The 19,794-nt window shown below is 70.7% G+C and carries 20 protein-coding genes and 1 tRNA gene; 13 read left to right on the forward strand and 8 right to left on the reverse strand.

Annotation, left to right across the window (positions count from 1 at the left end):
- The first annotated feature begins 1 nt into the window (after position 1).
- The gene (gene ndk, locus AB0230_RS11740) at positions 2–418 is read left to right on the forward strand and encodes a nucleoside-diphosphate kinase (protein WP_103209139.1); all 417 of its coding nucleotides are present in this window, start codon (positions 2–4) and stop codon (positions 416–418) included.
- 245 nt (positions 419–663) lie between these two features.
- Here the strand turns inward: ndk and AB0230_RS11745 are convergent, their stop codons facing one another.
- Both AB0230_RS11745 and AB0230_RS11750 read right to left on the reverse strand, forming a co-directional pair.
- Complete coding sequence (locus AB0230_RS11745; RefSeq protein ID WP_366375890.1) at positions 664–900, reverse strand: PLDc N-terminal domain-containing protein; 237 nt, start codon at positions 898–900, stop codon at positions 664–666.
- Positions 901–924: 24 nt separating this feature from the next.
- Positions 925–1,524: a vitamin K epoxide reductase family protein gene (locus AB0230_RS11750; protein ID WP_363579165.1), complete on the reverse strand. Its 600-nt coding sequence runs from the start codon at positions 1,522–1,524 to the stop codon at positions 925–927.
- A gap of 358 nt (positions 1,525–1,882) precedes the next feature.
- Here AB0230_RS11750 and AB0230_RS11755 point away from each other — a divergent pair, with 358 nt between their 5' ends.
- Positions 1,883–4,618, forward strand: coding sequence for an Rne/Rng family ribonuclease (locus AB0230_RS11755; RefSeq protein ID WP_366375892.1), 2,736 nt, complete (start codon positions 1,883–1,885; stop codon positions 4,616–4,618).
- Positions 4,619–4,689: 71 nt separating this feature from the next.
- On the opposite strand, the gene AB0230_RS11760 is transcribed toward AB0230_RS11755, so the two are convergent.
- On the reverse strand, positions 4,690–4,968 hold the full coding sequence (locus AB0230_RS11760) for a DUF4031 domain-containing protein (protein ID WP_315995606.1): 279 nt from the start codon (positions 4,966–4,968) through the stop codon (positions 4,690–4,692).
- 214 nt (positions 4,969–5,182) lie between these two features.
- On the opposite strand from AB0230_RS11760, the gene rplU reads away from it, so the two are divergent.
- The 9 genes from rplU to rsfS all read left to right on the forward strand — a co-directional run bounded on the left by rplU (position 5,183) and on the right by rsfS (position 11,954).
- Positions 5,183–5,491 (forward strand): 50S ribosomal protein L21, encoded by a 309-nt coding sequence (gene rplU / locus AB0230_RS11765; RefSeq protein ID WP_076675829.1) that lies wholly within the window; start codon positions 5,183–5,185, stop codon positions 5,489–5,491.
- An 18-nt stretch (positions 5,492–5,509) separates the two neighbouring features.
- Positions 5,510–5,767 (forward strand): 50S ribosomal protein L27, encoded by a 258-nt coding sequence (gene rpmA, locus AB0230_RS11770; protein ID WP_058596273.1) that lies wholly within the window; start codon positions 5,510–5,512, stop codon positions 5,765–5,767.
- A 151-nt stretch (positions 5,768–5,918) separates the two neighbouring features.
- Entirely contained in the window at positions 5,919–7,463 is a 1,545-nt protein-coding gene (gene obgE, locus AB0230_RS11775) for a GTPase ObgE (RefSeq protein WP_366375895.1), read from the forward strand.
- Positions 7,460–8,296 carry a glutamate 5-kinase gene (proB, locus tag AB0230_RS11780; RefSeq protein WP_315995608.1) on the forward strand — a complete coding sequence of 279 codons (837 nt, stop codon included), beginning with the start codon at positions 7,460–7,462 and terminating at the stop codon, positions 8,294–8,296. The genes obgE and proB overlap by 4 nt, the downstream gene beginning before the upstream one ends.
- A gap of 4 nt (positions 8,297–8,300) precedes the next feature.
- Positions 8,301–9,560: a glutamate-5-semialdehyde dehydrogenase gene (locus tag AB0230_RS11785; protein ID WP_366375897.1), complete on the forward strand. Its 1,260-nt coding sequence runs from the start codon at positions 8,301–8,303 to the stop codon at positions 9,558–9,560.
- Between the two features lie 55 nt (positions 9,561–9,615).
- Positions 9,616–9,840: a hypothetical protein gene (locus AB0230_RS11790; RefSeq protein WP_315995610.1), complete on the forward strand. Its 225-nt coding sequence runs from the start codon at positions 9,616–9,618 to the stop codon at positions 9,838–9,840.
- Positions 9,841–9,850: 10 nt separating this feature from the next.
- Positions 9,851–10,447, forward strand: coding sequence for a nicotinate-nucleotide adenylyltransferase (gene nadD, locus AB0230_RS11795; RefSeq protein ID WP_136585537.1), 597 nt, complete (start codon positions 9,851–9,853; stop codon positions 10,445–10,447).
- A complete protein-coding gene (locus AB0230_RS11800; RefSeq protein WP_315995611.1) occupies positions 10,444–11,577 on the forward strand; it encodes a hypothetical protein in 1,134 nt (377 codons plus the stop codon). The genes nadD and AB0230_RS11800 overlap by 4 nt, the downstream gene beginning before the upstream one ends.
- Positions 11,574–11,954, forward strand: coding sequence for a ribosome silencing factor (gene rsfS / locus AB0230_RS11805; RefSeq protein ID WP_315995612.1), 381 nt, complete (start codon positions 11,574–11,576; stop codon positions 11,952–11,954). Before AB0230_RS11800 ends, rsfS begins: the two co-directional genes overlap by 4 nt.
- Positions 11,955–12,204: 250 nt before the next feature.
- On the opposite strand, the gene AB0230_RS11810 is transcribed toward rsfS, so the two are convergent.
- From AB0230_RS11810 to AB0230_RS11830, 5 genes are all read right to left on the reverse strand, one after another.
- A tRNA-Ala gene (locus tag AB0230_RS11810) sits at positions 12,205–12,277 on the reverse strand.
- A gap of 41 nt (positions 12,278–12,318) precedes the next feature.
- Complete coding sequence (locus tag AB0230_RS11815) at positions 12,319–13,143, reverse strand: 3-methyladenine DNA glycosylase (RefSeq protein ID WP_366376235.1); 825 nt, start codon at positions 13,141–13,143, stop codon at positions 12,319–12,321.
- An 83-nt stretch (positions 13,144–13,226) separates the two neighbouring features.
- The gene (locus tag AB0230_RS11820; protein WP_366375898.1) at positions 13,227–13,937 is read right to left on the reverse strand and encodes an SOS response-associated peptidase; all 711 of its coding nucleotides are present in this window, start codon (positions 13,935–13,937) and stop codon (positions 13,227–13,229) included.
- Between the two features lie 209 nt (positions 13,938–14,146).
- Complete coding sequence (locus tag AB0230_RS11825) at positions 14,147–15,178, reverse strand: phosphatase domain-containing protein (protein WP_363391814.1); 1,032 nt, start codon at positions 15,176–15,178, stop codon at positions 14,147–14,149.
- Positions 15,179–15,183: 5 nt separating this feature from the next.
- On the reverse strand, positions 15,184–15,864 hold the full coding sequence (locus AB0230_RS11830) for a DedA family protein (protein ID WP_366375899.1): 681 nt from the start codon (positions 15,862–15,864) through the stop codon (positions 15,184–15,186).
- A gap of 42 nt (positions 15,865–15,906) precedes the next feature.
- On the opposite strand from AB0230_RS11830, the gene AB0230_RS11835 reads away from it, so the two are divergent.
- Together AB0230_RS11835 and leuS are read left to right on the forward strand one after the other, a co-directional pair.
- Positions 15,907–17,148, forward strand: coding sequence for an anthranilate synthase component I family protein (locus AB0230_RS11835; protein WP_366375900.1), 1,242 nt, complete (start codon positions 15,907–15,909; stop codon positions 17,146–17,148).
- 65 nt (positions 17,149–17,213) lie between these two features.
- The gene (gene leuS, locus AB0230_RS11840) at positions 17,214–19,787 is read left to right on the forward strand and encodes a leucine--tRNA ligase (protein WP_366375902.1); all 2,574 of its coding nucleotides are present in this window, start codon (positions 17,214–17,216) and stop codon (positions 19,785–19,787) included.
- The last annotated feature ends 7 nt before the right edge of the window (positions 19,788–19,794 follow it).

Below are 19,794 nucleotides of genomic sequence, written 5' to 3' on the forward strand. Positions count from 1 at the left end.
CATGGCCACCGAAGAGACCCTCGTCCTGGTCAAGCCCGATGGCGTGGCTCGCGGCCTGACCGGCGCGATCCTCGCCCGCATCGAGGCGAAGGGCTACGCCCTCGTCGACATCCGCCTGGTCGAGCCCGACCGTGAGACCCTCGCCCGGCACTACGCCGAGCACGAGGGCAAGCCCTTCTACGAGCCGCTGCTCGAGTTCATGATGTCGGGCCCCTCGGTCGCGATCCGCCTCGCGGGCAACCGCGTCATCGAGGGATTCCGCTCCCTCGCCGGCACGACCGACCCCACCACCGCCGCCCCCGGCACCATCCGCGGCGACTTCGGCCGCGACTGGGGCCTCAAGGTGCAGCAGAACCTCGTGCACGGCAGCGACAGCGTCGAATCCGCGGAGCGCGAGCTCGCGATCTGGTTCGCCTGAGCCTGAATGCCGAGAAGGCCGTCGCCCGAGAGGGTGGCGGCCTTCGTCGCTCCCGCGGACCTGTCGTGACGCACCGCCGGCCCGTCGCGGCGTGAGGTGGCTGAGCCTGTCGAGGCCACCGCCTCGGCGGTTCCCGGCCCCTTCGACGGGGTCAGGGACCTCCGCTCGCGACCCGGGTGGCTGAGCCTGTCGACGCCACCGCCCCCCGGGACTCTGTGCCGCCGGGTGCGCTCGGGCCCCGCGTTTCAGACGCGCGGACGACTCACCGCGCTCCGGCGACCCGCCGTGAGCCAGGCCACCGGACCCAGCACGGGCACCAGCAGAATGAGCGCCGCCCACAGTGCCACCGCCAGTGACGACGCCGAGCCGGCCGTGCGCGAGAGACTGACCAGCCCCCAGATCGCGAGCCCCAGCGCGACGACGGCGCCACCCGACCACACGAGGTCGCTCGTCGCGGGCACCAGGGGGTTCACGGCATCCATGTCCCGAACGCTACCGCGCTCGCGTCAGAGCTGCGACAGCACGTCCAGGCGCACCTGCGCCAGCACGGCGACGACGACGTAGCACGCGAAGCTCATGAGGGGCACCCACACCATCAGTCGGTCGGCGATCTCCCGCACCTTCGGCGCGCCCGGGATCACGCCCTCGCGCAGCACGTGCAACGTCACCACGAAGAACGACGGGATGACCACCGACCACGTGACCATGCACCACGGGCACAGGGTCGCGAGGACGAAGAGGCTCTGCGCGATGAGCCAGACGACGAAGCCGATGGCGAAGACGAACCCGAGCCAGAACAGCACCCAGAACCACCGGGCGAACCGGGCACCCGCCAGCAGCGCCATTCCGACCACGATCGGCGCGATCCACGCGGCGAGGCCGATGATCGGGTTGGGGAAACCGAAGACGCTGCCCTGCGACGATTGCAGATTGGTCGAGCACTGCACGAGGACGCTGAAGTCGCACGAGGCGGCGGCCCCCGGGTTCATGAGCTGATGGAAGCGTTCCATGGTGAGCGAGAACGCCGCCCACCATCCGACCGCGCCCGCGAGGATCAACCAGATCGCGACGCCGATCGGACGTCGGGGGGTGACGCTTTCGCTCATGCGGCGATTCTGCCACCGTCGGCATATCGGCCCGCTGTGGGCCTCTCGGCGTCGAGCGAACGCCGGGAGACGCGCCACGGGAGGGCGGATGCCGCCGCGTGTCGCCCGTCGCCGTCGATCGGGCCGCTCGACGGGACCGTCCGCTGGCTGTTTCGCCGGTCCGTGCGATAATGAAAGCTGATGTGACCGCGGCCGCGCCGCAGGAACATCACCCAGAAGACTTCGGGCGATGACCGCCCTTCGCAGCACGAGCCGCAGGCCTGCTGCAGACCGAGTGAGTTCGCAGCCCCGCCGGGTGCGGCGCTGCATGAGATTTCGTCGGGCGACGCGCGGTGTCGCCCGCCAGGGAGAACCCCGAATGGCCGAAGTGACCGACGATCAGACCCCCGCCGAGCAGGCGCCGATCGAGAACCCCGAGACCGAGACCCGCGAGACCGAGGCGGTCGCCACGTCCGACCCCGCCGACACCACGCCTGCCGCGACCTCCGGTGTCGACGAGGAAGAGGCTGCGGTCCAGGATGCCGCGCATGCCGCCGCCGAGGACACCCGGGCGCCGGCCGTGCTCGAGGGCGACACCGCCACGGGCGACACCGCCACGGGCGACGCCGCCACGGGCGAGCAGCCCGAGGCCGAGGCCGACGCGGAGGCTCCGGTCGACCCGTCCGCCGTCTCGGCAGACGACGCCCCCATCGGCGGCGACTCCGACGCCCCCGCCGACGTGCTCGTCGAGCGGAGCGGCACCTCTTCGACCGCCGAGGCGACTGCCGCCCTCGAGGAGCCCGCCGCCGAGGAGCCCTCCGCCGAGAAGCCCGCCGGCGCGGAGCCCGCCCCCGAGAAGCTCGCGAAGGCCGAAGAGGCCGTCGCGGTGGAGCCGGAGAAGCCCGCCGAGACCGAGAAGCCCGCGCGCCCGACGGCGGTGTCGCTCGGCCTTCTGCCCGAGAACTTCGTGTCGGCCGTCTCGACCGCTCTGCACTTCTACGCTCCCGCGCTCCCGCCGCTGCCCGCCCGCGAGGAGTCGTGGGATCGCGACGACCGCGACGACGAGGGTCCCGCCGAGCGCGGTTCGTCCAACGCCCGTCGACGCAACCGCCGCCGTGGGGGAGCGGGCACCGGCGCCGCCGATGACGCCCCTGAGGCTCCCCCCGCCCCCGTCCGCCAGCGCGCGGTCGAGGTCATCACCGAGCCGCAGCGCATCAAGGGCTCCACGCGTCTCGAGGCCAAGAAGCAGCGTCGCCGCGACGGACGCGAGGCCGGCCGCCGCCGGCCCGTGGTGACCGAGGCGGAGTTCCTCGCCCGCCGCGAGGCCGTCGACCGCGTCATGGTCGTGCGCTCGAAGGCGGGTCGCATCCAGATCGCCGTGCTCGAGGACAACGTGCTCGTCGAGCACTACGTCGCCCGCAACCAGGACGCCTCGCTCATCGGCAACGTCTACCTCGGTCGCGTGCAGAACGTGCTCCCGAGCATGGAGGCGGCGTTCGTCGACATCGGCCGTGGCCGCAACGCGGTGCTGTACTCCGGCGAGGTCGACTGGGATGGCGTCGAGACCAACAACCAGCCCCGCCGCATCGAGCTGGCGCTCAAGTCGGGCGACCGCGTGCTCGTGCAGGTCACGAAGGATCCCGTGGGCCACAAAGGTGCACGCCTGACGAGCCAGATCTCGCTGCCCGGCCGCTACCTGGTCTACGTGCCGAACGGCACGATGAACGGCATCTCGCGGAAGCTCCCCGACACCGAGCGCGCCCGTCTGAAGAAGATCCTGAAGGAGGTGCTCCCCGAGTCCTCGGGCGTGATCGTGCGCACCGCCGCCGAAGGCGCCACCGAGGAGCAGCTCACCCTCGACGTGCAGCGCCTCACCTCGCAGTGGGAGCACGTGTCGAGCCAGGTCAAGACGATCCAGGCCCCGGCCCTGCTGCACTCCGAGCCCGATCTGCTCGTCAAGATCGTGCGCGACGTCTTCAACGAGGACTTCACGCGCATGCTCATCCAGGGCGACGAGGCGCTGCAGACGATCTCGTCGTACCTCCAGGGCGTCGCCCCCGACCTGCTCGAGCGGGTCGAGAAGTACGAGGGCGAGCAGGACCCGTTCGACGCGTTCCGCGTCACGGAGCAGATCGAGAAGGCCCTCGACCGCAAGGTGTGGCTGCCCTCGGGCGGTTCGCTCGTCATCGACCGCACGGAGGCGATGACGGTCGTCGACGTCAACACCGGAAAGTTCGTCGGTTCGGGCGGCAACCTCGAAGAGACCGTCACCAAGAACAACCTCGAGGCCGCCGAGGAGATCGTCCGTCAGCTCCGCCTGCGCGACATCGGCGGCATCATCGTCGTCGACTTCATCGACATGGTCCTGGAGTCCAACCGCGACCTCGTGCTCCGACGCCTCATCGAGTGCCTGAGCCGTGACCGTACGAAGCACCAGGTCGCCGAGGTCACCTCGCTCGGCCTGGTGCAGATGACGCGCAAGAAGCTCGGCCTCGGCCTGCTCGAGACCTTCAGCGAGGCGTGCGAAGTGTGCGCCGGCCGTGGCGTCATCGTGCACCACGATCCCGTGGTGCGCCACCGCGCCACGGGATCGGCGGGCGGCAACGGCGGCGGTAACGGCAACGGCGGTTCGTCGAACCGACGCGGTCGCGGCGGAAACGGGCAGAACGGCAACGGCCAGAACGGCGGCAACGGAAACGGCTCGTCGCAGAACGGCGGCAACGGCGGCAACACCGGGGCAGCCGCCGCGCAGGCCGGCGGAACGCACGTCATCACCGAAGGGGTGAAGTCCGCCCTCGCGCAGATCGCGGCATCCACCGTGAAGCCCACCATCGACGACCCGGCGGTCGTGGAAGCCGCGGTCGTCGCCTCGGTGGAGGCCGTTCTCGAGGCCAAGTCGGAGTCCGAGGCCCCCGCGGCACCGGCGCGCGAGAAGCGTCCGCGCAAGAAGCGCGAGCCCAAGGCCCCCCGCACCGAGAAGGACGCCCTCCTCGAGTCCGTGCTCGAGGCGCTTCCCGAGCCCAAGGCTCCGGGACAGGGTCGCTCACGTCGGCGCGTGACCACGGCCGCCCTCACCGGCACCCCGGTGAACGCGCAGCCGCCCGCCGACGCCTGAGCTCCCGGCATCCGTCATCGAGGTGTCGGACGTGTCACCCCCGCTCGTCTGCGGAGGGCGCGTCCGGCACCTCACTCGTGGGGGCGACGCCGCTCGCGCGCGGTGATGCGCAGCCCCGAGGCGCGCAGGCGGCGCACGAGCTCCTTGCCGCCCACGTGCTGGGCACCCGCGGCGACGAGGTCGGCGTGCCGCTCATCGGGCACGTCGTAGTGGTCGAGATCGAAGGCGCGCGGAGGGATGCCGGCGGCGGCGGCGAAGGCGTGCAGCTCGTCGAGGTCGCTGTCGCTCACCAGGTGCGCCCACAGCCGTCCGTGCGCGGGCCACTGCGGGTCGTCGATGAGGATCGCCATCCCGCGATCCTACGGTCGACACGCGGGGCGGATGCTTTTGCCGGATCCTCCCGGGTGAGCTAAACTTGACCCTTGGTGCGTCGCGTCCGCTCTCATCGGAGCGTGACCCCGCTGACTTTCGTCGGCCGGATCGCACCGAGACTTGGGTCGTCAGACCCTCCCGACGTCATCAGACAACCGGAGCCGTGCGCTCCCGAACGAAAACAGGTGTGAAGTGGTTTACGCAGTTGTGCGCGCCGGCGGCCGCCAGGAGAAGGTCCAGGTCGGCACGGTCGTCGTGCTCGACCGCCAGAAGGCGAAGGTCGGCGAGAGCATCCAGCTGCCCGCCGTCCTGTTCGTCGACGGCGACGCGGTCACGACCGACGCCGACAAGCTCGCGAAGGTCTCGGTCACGGCCGAGGTGCTCGGCGAGGAGCGCGGTCCGAAGATCGTGATCCAGAAGTTCAAGAACAAGACCGGCTACAAGAAGCGCCAGGGCCACCGTCAGGACCTCACGCGCGTCAAGATCACCGGCATCAAGTAAGAGCCAGGAGACGCAGAGATGGCACACAAAAAGGGCGCAAGCTCCACCCGCAACGGTCGTGACTCCAACGCACAGCGCCTCGGCGTGAAGCGCTTCGGCGGCCAGGCCGTCAACGCCGGCGAGATCCTCGTCCGCCAGCGCGGCACGCACTTCCACCCCGGCGCCAACGTCGGTCGTGGTGGCGACGACACGCTGTTCGCTCTGGCCGCCGGTGCGGTCGAGTTCGGCAACAAGGGCGGCCGCAAGGTCGTCAACATCGTCGCTGCTGCGGAGTAATCCTCAGCGCTCCGGCGCTTCCGAGGGGGTGGGCACTGCCCGCCCCCTCGTCTTTTTTCCCGTGCACGGCTGACCCGAACCCCGCCTGCACCGACGGCATCCCCGTCTCCGCCGCGTCGGCCCCGCCGCCGCCCACCCGGAAGGACCCGCCATGGTCACCTTCGTCGACCGCGTGACCCTGCACCTGCGTGCGGGCAAGGGCGGCAACGGCTGCGTCTCGGTGCGCCGTGAGAAGTTCAAGCCGCTGGCCGGTCCCGACGGCGGGAACGGCGGCAGCGGCGGCGACGTCGTGCTCGTCGCCGACCCGCAGGTGACGACCCTGCTGTCGTACCACCACTCGCCGCACCGCTCCGCGGGCAACGGCGGTTTCGGTATGGGCGATCACCGCTCGGGCGCCTTGGGCGAGGACCAGGAACTGCCCGTCCCGCTCGGCACCGTGGTGAAAGACCCCGACGGCAATGTGCTGGTCGACATGCTCACCCCCGGCATGCGCTTCGTCGCCGCGCCCGGCGGCCTGGGCGGTCTCGGCAATGCGGCCCTGGCCTCGCCGAAGCGAAAGGCCCCCGGCTTCGCCCTGCTCGGCACCCCCGGCTGGGAGGGCGATGTCGTCCTCGAGCTGAAGACCGTGGCCGACGTGGCGCTGGTCGGCTTCCCGTCCGCCGGCAAGTCGAGCCTCATCGCCGCGGTCTCCGCCGCGCGGCCCAAGATCGCCGACTATCCCTTCACCACCCTCCACCCCAACCTGGGCGTGGTGCAGGCGGGCGATGCGCGGTACACGATCGCCGACGTACCCGGCCTCATCGAGGGCGCGAGCGAGGGCAAGGGTCTGGGGCTCGAGTTCCTGCGTCACGTCGAGAGGTGCACGGCGCTGGTCCACGTGCTCGACTGCGCGACGCTCGACCCGGGCCGCGATCCGCTGAGCGACCTCGACATCATCCTCGCGGAGCTCGCTGCCTACCCGGTGCCCGAGGGTCAGGCGCCGCTGCTCGAGCGCCCGCAGATCGTCGTGCTCAACAAGATCGACGTGCCCGAGGCGCACGAGCTCGCGGACTTCGTCCGTCCCGACATCGAGGCGCGCGGCTTCCGGGTCTTCGAGATCTCCACCGTCAGCCGCGCGGGTCTGCGCGAGCTCACGTTCGCCCTCGGCGACATCGTGGAGCAGCACCGCCTCGCCACCATCGACGACGCTCCCGCCGAGCGGGTCGTCATCCGTCCCAAGGGCGCGGAGAAGGACTTCGAGATCAAGGTGGAGGGCGGCACGTACGGCCCCCTTTACCGCATCCTCGGCGACAAGCCGGTCAAGTGGGTGCAGCAGACCGACTTCCAGAACGAGGAGGCGGTGGGTTATCTCGCCGACCGCCTCGCCCGTCTGGGCGTCGAAGACGGTCTCTTCCGCGCCGGCGCGGTCGCCGGTGCGACGGTCGTCATCGGGCCCGGCGACGGCATCGTCTTCGACTGGGAGCCCACGCTCACCTCCGCCGCGGAGCTCATGACCGCGCCGCGCGGAACCGACCCCCGCCTGGTGCAGAACAACCGCCGCACCTCCTCGGAGCGTCGCGAGCAGTATCACGAGCGAATGGATGCCAAGGCCGACGCCCGCGCCGAGCTCGAGGCCGAGCGCCGTGCGGCGCGTGCCGCGGGGATCTCGCCCGACGGCGACTCGTCCGCCCTGACGTCCGAGGACGAGGAGCGGTGACCGCGACGACCCGCGCCGATATCCCCGGCGCATCCCGCGTCGTGGTCAAGGTCGGGTCGTCGTCGATCAGCGGCGACGGCGCTCACCGCATCGACACGATCGTCGACGCGCTGTCCCGCGCCCACGGAAGCGGCACCGAGGTGGTCCTCGTGTCGTCGGGCGCGATCGCCACAGCCCTGCCCCTGCTCGACCTGGAGGGGCGGCCGAACGACCTCGCGACGCAGCAGGCGGCCGCCGCCGTGGGCCAGAACGTGCTCATGTGGCGCTACCAGACCTCGCTCGACCGGTTCGGACTGCTGGCCGGGCAGGTGCTGCTGACCGCCGGCGACCTCGAGAACGCCACGCACCGCTCCAACGCTCGGCGTGCCATGGAGCGGCTGCTCGGTCTCGGCATCCTGCCCATCGTCAACGAGAACGACACCGTCGCCACCCACGAGATCCGCTTCGGCGACAACGATCGGCTCGCAGCCCTCGTGGCCCAGCTCATCGGTGCCGACGCCCTGGTGCTGCTGAGCGACATCGAAACCCTCTTCACCCGCCCGCCGAGCGAGCCGGGCGCCCGCCCGATCACCGATGTGGCCTGGGGCGACGATCTCTCCGACTTCGAGTTCGGTGCCGGGGTCGTCAACGGTGTCGGCACCGGGGGAGCGGCCACGAAGGCGTCCGCGGCGAAGCTCGCGTCGACCGCCGGCGTCGGTGTGCTCGTCACGAGCGCCGACCTCGTGGCATCCGCCCTCGCGGGAGACGCGGTGGGCACCTGGTTCGCTCCGAACCCCGATCCCGTCACCCTGGCCACGGGCCCCGTGGGCGCCGTGAGCGCGCCGGTACACTGAGCCCATGACCGTGATCGCCGCCTCCGTCGACGAGCGCCTGCGTCTGGCCAAAGACGCCGCGCGCGAGGTCGCGCTGCTCGACTCGGCGCGCAAGAGCGCGCTGCTCGTCGCCGTCGCGGACGCCATCGACGAGGCCTCCGCCGAGATCGTCGCGGCCAACGCCGACGATCTCGAGCGCGGTCGGACGGATGCCATCGGCGAGTCGCTGCTCGACCGTCTGCGCCTCGACGCGGGGCGCGTCGCGGCGCTGGCCGCCGCCGTCCGCGCGGTCGCCGAGCTCCCCGACCCGGTGGGTCGCGTGCTCGACACGCGCACGCTCCCCAACGGTCTCGCGCTGCAGAAGGTCGCCGTGCCGTTCGGCGTCGTCGGCTCGATCTACGAGGCGCGCCCGAACGTGACCGTCGACATCGCGTCGCTCGCGCTGCGCTCGGGCAACGCCGTCGTCCTGCGGGGCGGTTCAGCGGCGCAGAGCAGCAACGCCACGCTCGTCCGGGTCATGCGCGGTGCACTGAGCGCCCAGGGCGTCGACCCCGAGGCGATCCAGAGTGTCGACGACTTCGGGCGAGACGGTGCGCGCGCGCTCATGAATGCTCGCGGTCTCGTCGACGTCCTCGTGCCGCGGGGGAGCGCTTCGCTCATCGAGACCGTGGTGACCGAGTCCACCGTCCCCGTGATCGAGACCGGCGCGGGCGTGGTGCACGTCTTCCTCGACGCCACGGCGCGTGACGACTGGGCGCGCGACATCGTCCTGAACGCCAAGGTGCAGCGGCCGAGCGTGTGCAACGCCGTCGAGACGGTCCTCGTGCATCGCGACGCCGCCGACCGTCTGCTGCCCGAGCTGCTGGCATCCCTCTCCGACGCCGGGGTGACCGTGCACGGCGACGACGCCACCCGCGCGCACGACGACCGAGTCGTGGCCGCCACCGACGACGACTGGGCGCGCGAGTACGGGACGCTCGACCTCGCGGTGCGCGTGGTCGACGACCTCGACGAGGCTCTCGCGCACATCCGTCGCTATTCGACCCAGCACACGGAGTCCATCGTCACGGCCGACCAGGCCGCCGCCGACCGGTTCCTGGCGGAGGTCGACTCCGCCGTGGTGCTCGTGAACGCATCCACGCGTTTCACCGACGGAGGCGAGTTCGGCTTCGGCGCCGAGGTCGGCATCTCCACCCAGAAACTGCACGCCCGCGGACCCATGGGTCTCGCCGAGCTGACGAGCACCAAGTGGCTCGGGCGCGGCGACGGCCAGGTGCGCGCCTGACCGCCTAAAATGGCAACGCGCGTTGCGATGCGCGGATCTTTCGAACGGAGCACTGATGACTTTCGTGTCACTTCTCGCCCAGGCCGCTGAAGAGGGCGCCCACCACGGGGGCAACGTCCAGGCCTCGACCTTCTGGTACGGCGTGGTGGCCTTCGTCGTCTTCGTCTCGTTGAGCCTGGTCACGCTGTCGTACCGCAACGTGTCCAACCGTCACGCGCACAAGGCCGCGGCCTACACGCAGAAGCACGGCACGCCCACGCCCGAGGCCCACGGCCACTGAGGGCCACCGTATGTCGGTGACGCGCGCCCCTCGTATCGGGGTCATGGGTGGGACGTTCGATCCCATCCATCACGGTCACCTCGTCGCGGCCAGTGAGGTCGCGCAATCGTTCGACCTCGACGAGGTCGTCTTCGTACCCACGGGTCGTCCCTGGCAGAAAGACGACGTCACCGAGAGCGAGCATCGCTATCTCATGACGGTGATCGCGACGGCATCCAATCCGCAGTTCACCGTGAGCCGCGTCGACATCGATCGCGCGGGCCCCACCTATACGATCGACACCTTGCGCGACCTGCAGGAGCAACGCCCCGGCGCCGAGCTCTTCTTCATCACCGGAGCCGACGCGGTCGCGCAGATCCTCAGCTGGCGCAATCACCAGGAGCTGTGGGACCTGGCGCATTTCGTCGCCGTCTCGCGTCCGGGTCATGTGCTCACCACGGAGGGACTCCCCTCCGAGAACGTGAGCCAGCTGGAGATCCCGGCGTTGTCGATCTCGTCCACAGACTGCCGCGCGCGTGTGCGCCGAGGACACCCGGTGTGGTACCTCGTGCCCGACGGCGTCGTGCAGTACATCGCGAAGCATCACCTCTACCGGAGTAAGGCATGAGCTCTTCCGAGACCCCAGAGACGCCCGCCCTGACCCGTCGTCAGCTGCGCGAGCTGCGTCAAACCGGCGCGACCCCGATCATCCCGCCGCAGCCCGAGGGCGAACAGGCTCCGGATGCCGAGACCTCCGCACCCGCCGAGGTCATCGACGCAGTGCCCGCCGCCGCGGGCGACGAGGCGGCCAACGGCTCCGCGGGTGACGAGTCGACCGCCGATTCCGCGGGTGACGTCGTGGACGACAACGCCGTGGGCACGCCCGCCCAGGAGCCCTCCGTCGAGAACACGCCGGTCGAGGAGGCCCCCGCCGAGGAGGAGGCCTCCGTCCCGGCACCCGCCGAAGAACCGGCCACCCCCGCCCTGCGGCCCGCCGTCTTCGACTCGCCCTTCGCCGACGCGGGCGCCGAGTTCGGTGTGTCGGGTCTGACCCGACGCCAGGCGCGCGCGCAGGAGAAGATCCGCACGGCGGCCGTTCCGATCATCAGTTCCGACCTCGAGCCCGCGCAGCCCCGCCAGGCCGCCCCGCAGGCCCCGGTCGCCGAGGAGACCGCGCCTCCCGCGATCTTCCGTCCCGCCGCCTCCGAGACGGACGAGAGCCCGGTCGCGACCACCGAGGAAGCGCCCGCGCCGTCGGTGGTCAATCCGGCACTGGGCTCCGACCTGCTCGACGGGCAGACGCCCGACATCAGCCTGCCGGCGTCGTTCGATCAGCTCATCTCGCGCAACACCGGCGCCACGGGCGCCGTCTCCACCCCGAACGCACTGATCCTGTCGCAGACCCCGACCGGCGTGCCGCTGGTCGGCCCCATCAACGGCACGGGCGAGATCATGATCACCGGCACCTTCGCGCTCCCCGAGGGGCTCGGATCCGTCGGCCACGCACCCGGCACCACCGACGGCCGTGACGCCGACGCGGTGCTCCTCGACGGCGAGCTCCCGCCCGCCTCGTCCCCCACGCCGATCGCCGCCAGCGCCGCGATCAGCACCGTCAAGCAACCCGGCGAGATCATTCGCCCCCCGGCGCCCGAGAAGGGGAGCAAGCTCCTCGTCGGCCTCATCATCACGACCGGCGCCCTCGCGCTGGCGGTGGCCGTCACTCTCGTGCTCGCCTTCACGACAGGAGTCTTCCGATGACAGCCACCGACAACGGGCGGGAGATGGCGCAGATCGCCGCTCTCGCCGCCGACTCCAAGAGCGGCGACGACATCGTCGCCCTCGACGTGTCCGAGCCTCTTCCGCTGGTCGACGTGTTCCTGCTCGTCACCGGCCGCAACGAGCGCAACGTCGCGGCGATCGCCGACGAAATCGAAGAGAAGCTGCTCGAGGCCGGCCACAAGCGCCTGCGCCGCGAGGGCCGCCAGGAGTCCCGCTGGGTCCTCCTCGACTTCGGTGATCTGGTCGTGCACGTGTTCCACGAGGAGGAGCGCGTCTACTACGGTCTCGAGCGTCTGTGGAAGGACTGCCCGGTCATCCCGATCGAGCTGCCCACCCCCGCGACCGCGTCCGAGTGACCACGCCGCGAACATCGCCCTCTGCCGATCGGCAGGGGGCGTTTTCGTGTGGCCGGAGCGGGCGAGCCGACGTGCCCTTCGAAAGGCCCCGGATCGGCATCCGTTCAGGCATCGAGATCGGATGCCGGGATCCGGATCGCCCCGATTCCCGAGGCGTCCCGGGAAGCTAGGCGGCAGGGATAGGGCGACTGGCGGGAACGCCGCCGCAACCAGGAAAGCCCCCGCCGAAGCGGGGGCTTTCTCTACCGGGTGGACCTGAGGGGACTCGAACCCCTGACCCCCTGCATGCCATGCAGGTGCGCTACCAGCTGCGCCACAGGCCCGTATTTTTGTTTTCCGCCCCGTTTGAGGCAACTCCATGAGCTTACAACACGGATCGCAGACGAGGAAAATCGACGCCGCCGGGCGTGTCGTCGGACGACGTCACGGCAGCCAGCAGTCGCTGTCGAAGCTCCTGACCACGGGCGCTGAGCGCGCGCTGTCGCGCGACGTACGCGGCTTTGCCCTTCGGCGTTTCGATGGCCACCGAGTCGTAGCCCCAGTCGGTGAGGTCGTACGGCGACGCTTCCATGTCGAGGGTGCGGATGTCGCGGGCGAGTGCGAACGCGTCGAGGAGCACGGAGCCGGGGACGAGAGGGCCGAGCTTGACCGCCCACTTGTAGACGTCCATGCCGGCGTGCAGGCAGCCCGGCTGCTCCCACTCCACCTGATCGTCGCGCCGCAGCGTACGGCGGTTGAGCGGCACGGCGTCGGGGGTGAAGAATCGGAACGCGTCGAAGTGGGTGCACGTGAGGTCATGCGCGTCGACCACCGCGTCGGTGCCGGCACGGCCCAACCGCAGCGGAACGGCGTGGCGCACCTCGTCGGCACGGTAGGCCATCGCCCACTCGTGCAGACCGAAGCACCCGAACTGCGGGGCGCGATCGCGCGTCGCGCGCAGGAGGTTCACGATCCCGCGGTACATCGAGCCCCTGTCGGCGCGGAAGCCGGCGGCATCCACGCGCACGTCGTCGCCGTCGGCGCGGTACCAGCGCCAGGAGGTGCGTTCGGTCGCGTCTCGCAGGATCACGTCCGGTCCCGGATGCCACCGCCGCAGGATCGCGGGCTTGTACGAGTAGTACGTGAACAGGAAGTCCTCGACGGGGTGCTTCTCGCCGCGGCTCGCGCGCGCGCGGTGCGCGGCGGTCATCGCGTCCGCGCGCTCAGCGTGGGCGGAGGCCAGCGGCGTCCATTCGTCGCGGGCGAGAACCGCGTCGGTGTCGATGGTCACGGTCATTCGACGGGGGCGATGAGCTCGGGGGAGTCGTTGCGCACGTTGCCGACCGCCGACGACACGACGTGGTCGTCGAGCGTCTCGGCCACGTCGGGGGCCGCATCGATCGCGGCGTCGAGGATGTCGCCGACGTTCTCGGTGGTCGGGTCGAGCCACGCATCGGCGACATCGGGGTCCATGAACAGCGGCATGCGGTCGTGGATCGAGCCGAGGCGGCCGATGGAGTCGCGCGTGAGGATCGTGCAGCTCAGCACCCATCGCGCCGGATCGTCCTCGGCGCGGGCGGGGTCTTTCCACCACTCGTAGAGTCCCGCGAAGAACAGCGGCGACCCGTCGGCGGGGTGGATGTAGTGCGGCGTCTTGCCCGCCTCGGTGGTCTTCCACTCGTAGTACCCGGATGCCGGGATGATCGCGCGCCGCTTGATGAGCGCGTTGCGGAACATCGGCTTGTCTTCGACCTCTTCGCTGCGGGCGTTGAAGGCCCGCGCGCCGATTTTCAGGTCTTTCGCCCAGCCCGGCACGAGACCCCAGCGGGCCGCTTCGAGGCGGCGCACCGGCGGCTCGCTCTTGAGCGAGTCGAGCACGATGGCCACCGGCGAGGTGGGAGCGATGTTGTACGACGGCTGAGGCAGGTCGTCGGCCTCGACGTCGACGCGCAGCACCCCCACGAGTTCACTGGCGACATTGGCCACGACGAATCGACCGCACATACCTCCACCGTACGCGGACCCTCCGACATCGGCGCGACCGTCACCCTTCCCGCGCTCTCGGCGGAGCGCAGAGCCGCGCGCATCCGACGGTCTCGCGACGTGCGGGTTCTCGGCACACCACCGGATCGCCGTGGTCACCCCCGGGACGCCGCCGAGGGTGGGCGGCTCCTCGAGGTTCCGCACGGCGCGGGGCGCCGCGGCATCCGGGATCAGGCGTCGCGGGAGATGACGCCGACGTCCTCCAGGCGGTCGAGCAGGGCGGCCCCGTCGGAGCCGGTGACCCACGGCACCTCGGCCGCGGAGTGATCGTCGACGACGGTGCGACCACCGGCGAGCACGGCCTCGGCGGGCAGGAGGCGGCGGATTGCGACGGCCTCGACGTTCTGCGGGTGCTCGATGGCGAAGCCGGTGTAGATGGCGTCGTCGTGCTGGCCGTCGTCTCCGACCAGCAGCCACTTCACGTGCGGGAACTCGGCGGCGAGGCGGCGCAGGTTGAGCTCCTTGTGGTCGCGGCCGCTGCGGAACCAACGATCGTGCGTCGGACCCCAGTCCGTCAGCAGGAACGAACCCGCCGGGAACAGGTGACGGCGCATGAACCGGGTGAGCGTCGGGGCGACGTTCCACGCGCCCGTCGAGAGGTACACCACGGGCGTACCCGGGTGCTCGCGGGTGAGACGCTCGAGCATGACCGCCATGCCGGGGACGGGCTGTCGCGCGTGCTCGTCGACGACGAAGGAGTTCCACGCCGCCAGGAGGGGGCGGGGGAGAGCCGTCACCATGACGGTGTCGTCGATGTCGCTGACCACGCCGAAGCGCACGTCGGAGCCCACGATGAAGACGCGGACCTCCGCCGGGGTGCTGCCCTCGACCGACATCGTGACCGTCTGCCAGCCGGGCTTGAGCGCGGCGGGGAGCTTCGCGTCGATGACGCCCCCGCGATCGGCGGCGACCTGGTGCGTCACCCCGTCGATCACGACGGTGACGTGCGCGAAGCCCACCGGAACGGCCGCGAAGCTGCGCCACCCGCGGAGGCTCTCGAGTTCACCCGTGGAGGTGCGCTTGGTCGGCGGGGCGATCAGGACGCGGCCCAGGACGCGCACCCATTCCTCGGTGCCGTAGCCGGGGAAGCCGGTGACGGCGGGACGGAGGCCGCGGGCGCGTGCGCGTCGTTCGCGCCAGCGGTGGAAGCGACGCTCCAGTCGGGCGAACCAGAGCACTTTGGCGCGAGGATTGCGAGGCATCCGCCTCAGTCTTTCACGTCGCCGTCCGCGGGTTCCAGGACGTGCCCGTCATCGGTCAGGTGACGACGTTCCATCCGTTCGATGACCTTCTTGCCCACGAAGACCAGCACGAGGAAGACGACGAGGATGCCGACGAAGACGTAACCGGCGTAATGGATGCGGTCGCTGAGCTCGCGGTAGGTGCCCGCCGCCCCCGCGGCGACCGTGACGTAGAGGCTCGCCCACACGACGCACGCGGGCGTGGTCCACGCGAGGAACCGGCGGTAGCTGTACCCGCTCATCCCCACCGTGAGGGGGACGAGGGAGTGCAGCACGGGGAGGAATCTCGAGAGGAAGATGGCCGGCCCCCCGCGCCTGCGCAGGTAGCGGTCGGCGCGGTCCCAGTTGCGCTCGCCCAGCTTCTGCCCCAGGCGCGACGCACGGATGCGCGGGCCGAAGTACCGCCCGAGCCAGAAACCGAAGCTCTCGCCGATGAGCGCCCCCACCACGATCGCGGCGGCCAGCACGACGCCCTCCAGCGGAGAGGCGACAGCCGTGCCGGCGACGATGACCATCGTGTCGCCGGGGACGATGAGGCCGACCAGCACGCTCGTCTCGAGCATGACCGCCAGACCGGCGATGACCGTGCGCAACACGGGGTCGACGTTCTGGACGACGTCGAGCAGCCACGTGAGGATCTCGTTCACCTCCCTCAGCCTAGAGCCGCCGGGCACGCCTAGCCTGGGAGCGTGCCCCACTCCGCCTCTCCATTCACCCGGCACGCATGGATGGACCCCGAAGCGGTGTTCCTCCACCTCTTCGCCACGGCCGCTCACGCGTTCTGGCTCGACGCCGGAGTCGATACCGAGACGGGATGGAGCTGGATGGGGGCGGGGAGCCCGGCGGGGGAGGTCGGCCCCTCCGGCGTCGATGCGGCGCGGGCGAGCGCACCCGACGATGACGGGGCCGGCGCCTTCCGCGGGGGATGGGTCGGCTGGCGCACGTACGAGGGCGACGGGGCGTGGCTGCGCGTGGACGCGTTCCTCGCGTTCGACCACGCTTCCCGCCGCCTCTTCGTCTTCGGCGACGCGGCGGCGGCGGAGCGCCTCGTCTCCGTTCCCCCCGCCGACCCCGTTCCGGACGCGCCGGCCCGGGGCGTGGCATCCGCGCGTGTCTCGCCCGACCGGTACGCCGAACTCATCCACGCGTGCCGCGAGCGGATCCGCGAGGGCGACGCGTACCAGCTGTGCCTCACCACCCGGTTCACCGTGCCGGGAGCGGTCGATGCGCTCGACGTGTTCCGCCGTCTGCGCCGGGCGTCGGGGTCGCATCACGCGGGATTCCTGCGGCAGGGCGGGACCGCCCTCGCCAGCGTGTCACCCGAGCGCTTCCTCACCGTGCGCGACGGAGACGTGCACACGCACCCGATCAAGGGCACGCGGCGCCGCGCCGCCGATGCCGAGACCGACCGGGCGCTGGCCGAGGAACTGCGGACGGATGCCAAGGAGCGCGCCGAGAACGTCATGATCGTCGACCTGATGCGCAACGACCTGTCGCGCGTGTGCGAGCCGGCGACGGTCGGCGTCGATCGCCTCCTCGAGGTGGAGACCTACCCGAGCGTGCACCAGCTCGTGAGCGAAGTGTCGGGGAGGTTGCTGCCCGGGACGACGATTGGGGAGCTGCTGTCCGCGACCTTCCCGGCCGGGAGCATGACGGGCGCCCCCAAGCAGTCGGCGATGGACATCCTGGCCGGGCTCGAGGGAGCGCCCCGCGGTGTGTACTCCGGCGCCTTCGGCTGGGTCGGCGACGACGGCTCCGCCGACCTCGCCATGGTCATCCGCAGCGTCGTGGTGGAACCGGATGCCGCCTGGGTCGGCGCCGGCGGCGGCATCACGTGGCGTTCGGTCGCGGCATCCGAGGTGGCCGAAGTGGGGCTCAAGGCCCGCAGTCCGCTCGCCGCGCTCGGGGTCGACGTCCCGCCCGGGTGGTGACCGGGACTCCGATAGCCTGGGAGCCGGCCCTCGTGGCCTCCCGACCTTCACGATTGGCTTCACCCGTGTCTCAGAATTCCGCAGCAGACCCCCGCGAGGGGGGCTTCGACACCCACGCCATCCAGGCGAAGTGGCAGCAGGCTTGGGCCGAGAAAGACCCCTTCCGCGCCGGTGGCGACGACGACACGCGCCCGCGCAAGTACGTGCTCGCGATGTTCCCCTACCCCTCGGGCGACCTTCACATGGGTCACGCCGAGAACTACCTCTACTCCGACATCGTGGCGCGCTTCTGGCGCCACCGCGGCTACAACGTGCTCAACCCCATCGGGTGGGACTCCTTCGGCCTGCCGGCCGAGAACGCCGCGATCAAGCGCGGCGCCGACCCCGTCGAGTGGACGTACGCGAACATCGACCAGCAGAAGGCGAGCCTGAAGGACTACGGCGTCTCGTTCGACTGGAGCCGGGTGCTGCACACGAGCGACCCCGAGTACTACCGCTGGAACCAGTGGCTGTTCCAGAAGCTGTACGAGAAGGGCCTGGCCTACCGCAAGGACGCCCTGGTCAACTGGGACCCGGTGGATCAGACCGTGCTCGCCAACGAGCAGGTGCTGCCCGACGGCACGAGCGAGCGCAGCGGCGCCGTCGTGGTGAAGAAGAAGCTGACGCAGTGGTTCCTGCGCATCACCGACTACGCCGACCGTCTGCTCGACGACCTGAACCAGCTCGAGGGCTTCTGGCCGAGCAAGGTCATCCAGATGCAGCGCAACTGGATCGGTCGCTCGGTCGGTGCCGACATCGAGTTCGAGATCGAGGGTCGCGCCGACAAGATCACGGTCTTCTCCACGCGCCCCGACACGCTGCACGGCGCGACGTTCTTCGTCGTGGCACCGGAATCCGATCTCGCGGCCGAGCTCGCGGCATCCGCTGATCAGGGGGTGCAGGAGACGTTCCGCGCCTATCTGGAGCAGGTGCAGCGCGCGACCGACATCGAGCGTCAGTCGACCGACCGGCCCAAGACGGGCGTGTTCCTGGGGCACTACGCCGTCAACCCGGTCAACGGCGAGAAGCTGCCGATCTGGGCCGCCGACTACGTGCTGGCCGACTACGGCCACGGAGCGGTCATGGCCGTGCCCGCGCACGACCAGCGCGACCTCGACTTCGCGCGCGCCTTCGACCTGCCCGTCAAGGTGGTCGTCGACACCAACGCGCCCGTCACCGGGGCGATCCCGGTCATCGAGCTGGATGCCGACGGCGTGCCGATCGATCCGCTCGGCGACGTCGATGACCTCGATCCGGTCAGGACCGGGGTCGCGCTGACCGGTGACGGTCGCATGATGAACTCGGGTTCGCTGAACGGGCTGAGCAAGCGCAACGCGATCGCCCGCATGATCGAGGAGCTCGAGGCGAAGGGCGTCGGCCGCGCGGCCAAGACGTACCGCCTGCGCGACTGGCTGATCTCGCGCCAGCGCTACTGGGGCACGCCGATCCCGATGCTGCACGGCGAGGACGGCTCGATCACCCCGGTGCCCGCCGACCAGCTGCCGGTGCGCCTGCCCTCGGTCGAGGGTCTCGACCTCAAGCCCAAGGGCACCTCGCCCCTGGGGGCGGCGACCGAGTGGGTGCAGGTCACCGACCCCGAGACGGGGCAGACGCTGCTGCGCGACCCCGACACGATGGACACCTTCGTCGACAGCTCCTGGTACTACCTGCGCTTCCTGTCTCCGAACAACGAGACCGAGGCGTTCCCGACCCGCGAGGCGTCGAAGTGGGGTCCGGTCGACTTCTACATCGGTGGCGTCGAGCACGCGATCCTGCACCTGCTGTACGCGCGTTTCATCACCAAGGCGCTGTTCGACATGGGCCTGGTGGAGTTCACCGAGCCCTTCTCGAGCCTCATCAACCAGGGCATGGTCATCCTCGACGGCGCGAAGATGTCCAAGAGCAAGGGCAACCTGGTGCTGTTCCAGGAAGAGCTCGACGCCCACGGCGCCGACGCGCTGCGCGTCGCGCTCGCCTTCGCCGGCCCGGTCGAGGACGACAAGGACTGGAACGACGTCTCGACCACCGGTGCGGCGAAATTCCTCGCCCGCGCCCTGCGCATCGCGCACGACGTCGACAGCGAGACGGACGTCGTCTGGGCCGAGGGAGACGCGTCGCTGCGCCGCGTGACCCACCGCCTGCTGGCCGAGGCGCCGAACCTCATCGAGCAGACGAAGTTCAACGTCGTCGTCGCACGCCTCATGGAACTGGTCAACGCCACCCGCAAGGCGATCGACGGGTCCGCCGGGGCGAGCGACCCCGCCGTGCGCGAGGCCGCCGAGGTCATCGCCATGACCCTCGACCTGTTCGCCCCGCACACCGCGGAGGAGATGTGGCAGACGCTCGGCTACGAGGGCTTCGTCGGCCTCGTCACCTGGCGCCAGGCCGACCCGACCCTGCTGGTCGAAGACACCGTCACCGCCGTCGTGCAGATCGACGGCAAGGTGCGCGGCACGCTGCAGGTCTCGGCCAAGATCGGCGCCGACGAGCTGGAGAAGCTCGCCCGCGCCGACGGGAAGGTGCTGCGTGCGCTCGGCGATCGCGAGATCGTGCGCGCCGTCGTGCGCCCGCCGAAGGTGGTCAGCTTCTCGACGAAGTGATCGTCGC

The organism is Microbacterium sp. NPDC089190, assembly GCF_040701795.1.
Taxonomy (GTDB): Bacteria; Actinomycetota; Actinomycetes; order Actinomycetales; family Microbacteriaceae; genus Microbacterium; species Microbacterium galbum.

What these genes read in the sequence shown, in the direction of transcription:
- ndk (WP_103209139.1), top strand. Translation starts at nt 2, where the DNA reads ATGGCCACCGAAGAGACCCTCGTCCTGGTCAAGCCCGATGGCGTGGCT.
- AB0230_RS11745 (WP_366375890.1), bottom strand. Translation starts at nt 900, where the DNA reads ATGGATGCCGTGAACCCCCTGGTGCCCGCGACGAGCGACCTCGTGTGG.
- AB0230_RS11750 (WP_363579165.1), bottom strand. Translation starts at nt 1,524, where the DNA reads ATGAGCGAAAGCGTCACCCCCCGACGTCCGATCGGCGTCGCGATCTGG.
- AB0230_RS11755 (WP_366375892.1), top strand. Translation starts at nt 1,883, where the DNA reads ATGGCCGAAGTGACCGACGATCAGACCCCCGCCGAGCAGGCGCCGATC.
- AB0230_RS11760 (WP_315995606.1), bottom strand. Translation starts at nt 4,968, where the DNA reads ATGGCGATCCTCATCGACGACCCGCAGTGGCCCGCGCACGGACGGCTG.
- rpmA (WP_058596273.1), top strand. Translation starts at nt 5,510, where the DNA reads ATGGCACACAAAAAGGGCGCAAGCTCCACCCGCAACGGTCGTGACTCC.
- obgE (WP_366375895.1), top strand. Translation starts at nt 5,919, where the DNA reads ATGGTCACCTTCGTCGACCGCGTGACCCTGCACCTGCGTGCGGGCAAG.
- AB0230_RS11785 (WP_366375897.1), top strand. Translation starts at nt 8,301, where the DNA reads ATGACCGTGATCGCCGCCTCCGTCGACGAGCGCCTGCGTCTGGCCAAA.
- AB0230_RS11790 (WP_315995610.1), top strand. Translation starts at nt 9,616, where the DNA reads ATGACTTTCGTGTCACTTCTCGCCCAGGCCGCTGAAGAGGGCGCCCAC.
- nadD (WP_136585537.1), top strand. Translation starts at nt 9,851, where the DNA reads ATGTCGGTGACGCGCGCCCCTCGTATCGGGGTCATGGGTGGGACGTTC.
- AB0230_RS11800 (WP_315995611.1), top strand. Translation starts at nt 10,444, where the DNA reads ATGAGCTCTTCCGAGACCCCAGAGACGCCCGCCCTGACCCGTCGTCAG.
- rsfS (WP_315995612.1), top strand. Translation starts at nt 11,574, where the DNA reads ATGACAGCCACCGACAACGGGCGGGAGATGGCGCAGATCGCCGCTCTC.
- AB0230_RS11815 (WP_366376235.1), bottom strand. Translation starts at nt 13,143, where the DNA reads ATGACCGCCGCGCACCGCGCGCGCGCGAGCCGCGGCGAGAAGCACCCC.
- AB0230_RS11820 (WP_366375898.1), bottom strand. Translation starts at nt 13,937, where the DNA reads ATGTGCGGTCGATTCGTCGTGGCCAATGTCGCCAGTGAACTCGTGGGG.
- AB0230_RS11825 (WP_363391814.1), bottom strand. Translation starts at nt 15,178, where the DNA reads ATGCCTCGCAATCCTCGCGCCAAAGTGCTCTGGTTCGCCCGACTGGAG.